1 protein-coding gene is annotated in these 1,011 nt (G+C 70.2%); it reads left to right on the top strand.

From position 1 onward, the window contains the following. Positions 1 to 1,011 (top strand): beta-ketoacyl synthase N-terminal-like domain-containing protein (locus tag ACH47Z_RS47270; RefSeq protein ID WP_399086891.1); only part of this gene is annotated, 1,011 nt, incomplete at both ends.

Genomic DNA, 1,011 nt, shown 5'->3' with positions numbered 1-1,011 from the left:
ATTCGACTCCCTCACCAGCGTCGAACTCCGCAACCGACTCACCACCGCCACCGGACTCACCCTCCCCGCCACCCTCACCTTCGACCACCCCACCCCCAACGCCCTCACCCACCACCTCCACCAACAAACCACCGGCACGGACAGCGGCACGGCCGCCGCGACGCCCGTGACGGCCACCGCAACCGACGAACCCATCGCCATCGTCGGCATGGCCTGCCGCTTCCCCGGCGGGATCGACTCGCCCGACGACCTGTGGCAGTGCGTCCTCGAAGGCCGTGACGTCGTGTCCGAGTTCCCGGTCGACCGCGGCTGGGACCTGGAGGGCCTGTACGACCCCGACCCCGAGCGGCCGGGCACGTCGTACACCCGCTCCGGTGCGTTCCTCTACGACGCCGCCGACTTCGACGCGCAGCTCTTCGGCATCTCGCCGCGCGAGGCACTGGCGATGGACCCGCAGCAGCGACTTCTTCTGGAGGCTTCCTGGGAGGTGCTCGAACGCGCGGGCATCAACCCGCGGAGTCTGCGCGGAAGTCAGACCGGAGTCTTCGTCGGCGCGGTCAACACGGGCTACGGCACCGGGCTGCACAGGACGCCCGAGGACATCGAGGGTTATCTGGGTACGGGCACGTCCTCCAGCGTCGCCTCGGGGCGTGTGGCGTACACCTTCGGTCTCGAAGGGCCCGCGGTCACGGTCGACACCGCCTGCTCGTCGTCCTTGGTGGCACTGCATCTGGCCGCCCAGGCGCTGCGCAACGGCGAGTGCACGATGGCGCTCGCGAGCGGTGTCGCGGTCATGGCAACACCCCTGGAGTTCGTGGAGTTCAGCAGGCAGCGGGTGATCTCGGCCGACGGGCGCTGCAAGGCCTTCGCGGCGGCGGCCGACGGCACGGGGTTCTCCGAAGGCGTCGGCGTACTCCTCGTCGAGCGGCTGTCGGACGCGCAGCGTCATGGGCACCGGGTCCTGGCCGTCGTACGGGGATCCGCCGTCAACCAGGACGGTGCGAGCAACGG

It is taken from the genome of Streptomyces sp. NPDC020192 (genome assembly GCF_044388685.1).
In the GTDB taxonomy this organism is placed as follows: domain Bacteria; phylum Actinomycetota; class Actinomycetes; order Streptomycetales; family Streptomycetaceae; genus Streptomyces.
Note: the sequence above shows the minus strand (reverse complement) of the source record. Positions and strands in the feature narration are given on the sequence as shown.